Raw genomic sequence first — 639 nt, 5'->3', positions numbered from 1 at the left:
GCCAGGCAGACTGCGACAGAGCCACGACCAAGCTCAACCGCCGACCGAGAAAACGCTATGGCTATGAAACGCCACTCCAACGACTTCAGCGGTCAGGGGTGTTGCACTTGGAGTGTTAATTCACCGCCCATATGACATTTCGGCGACATTTAGCAAAGACTGAAATCGTGGCAATTGCGGCGCTTCTGATTGTCGCCGTTGCTTTCGCCCTGCTCTCTGCTTTTCGGTCTTCGGCCACTTCAGGCGATGCTTTTAGCCCTGGTGGAGCGGCCATGGCTGTCTTCGGCTACACCTTGGTGATTGGCTGCGTTCCAGTCATGGTGTTCGGGGCTCCGCTTTATGCTTGGTTGCTTTCCATTGGCAAGGCTTCATGGGTTGCAGCTCTCGCCATTGGTCTTGTACCCGGCTTGGTCCTTTTCCTTGTTGCATCGGACTTGGCGCTTTGGTCCATGGCATGTGGCGTACTGGTAGCGTTGGCGACTCACGCAATCTGCGGGCTGGGCTCTAACAACTCATTCAAGCCGAAGCCGCTTCGCGGCTCGGCTTAATTCAGGTGTTAGGCCCCGCACGAAGGGAACTCAATGACCAGCATCCTTTTCAACTTCTGGCTGCGCCGCTTCTCGCTTGTTTTCGCAATCG

At 55.7% G+C, this 639-nt stretch carries 1 protein-coding gene and 1 pseudogene; both read left to right on the top strand.

Annotation, left to right across the window (positions count from 1 at the left end; translation table 11 throughout):
- Positions 1–119, top strand: a pseudogene (locus G7B67_RS13670) (IS30 family transposase); the annotation flags it as partial.
- A 48-nt stretch (positions 120–167) separates the two neighbouring features.
- Positions 168–548, top strand: coding sequence for a hypothetical protein (locus G7B67_RS13245; RefSeq protein ID WP_166213184.1), 381 nt, complete (start codon positions 168–170; stop codon positions 546–548).
- Positions 549–639 lie beyond the last annotated feature (91 nt).

The sequence above is a fragment of the Cognatiluteimonas telluris genome (genome assembly GCF_011320095.1).
Lineage (GTDB): Bacteria > Pseudomonadota > Gammaproteobacteria > Xanthomonadales > Xanthomonadaceae > Cognatiluteimonas > Cognatiluteimonas telluris.
Note: the sequence above shows the minus strand (reverse complement) of the source record. Positions and strands in the feature narration are given on the sequence as shown.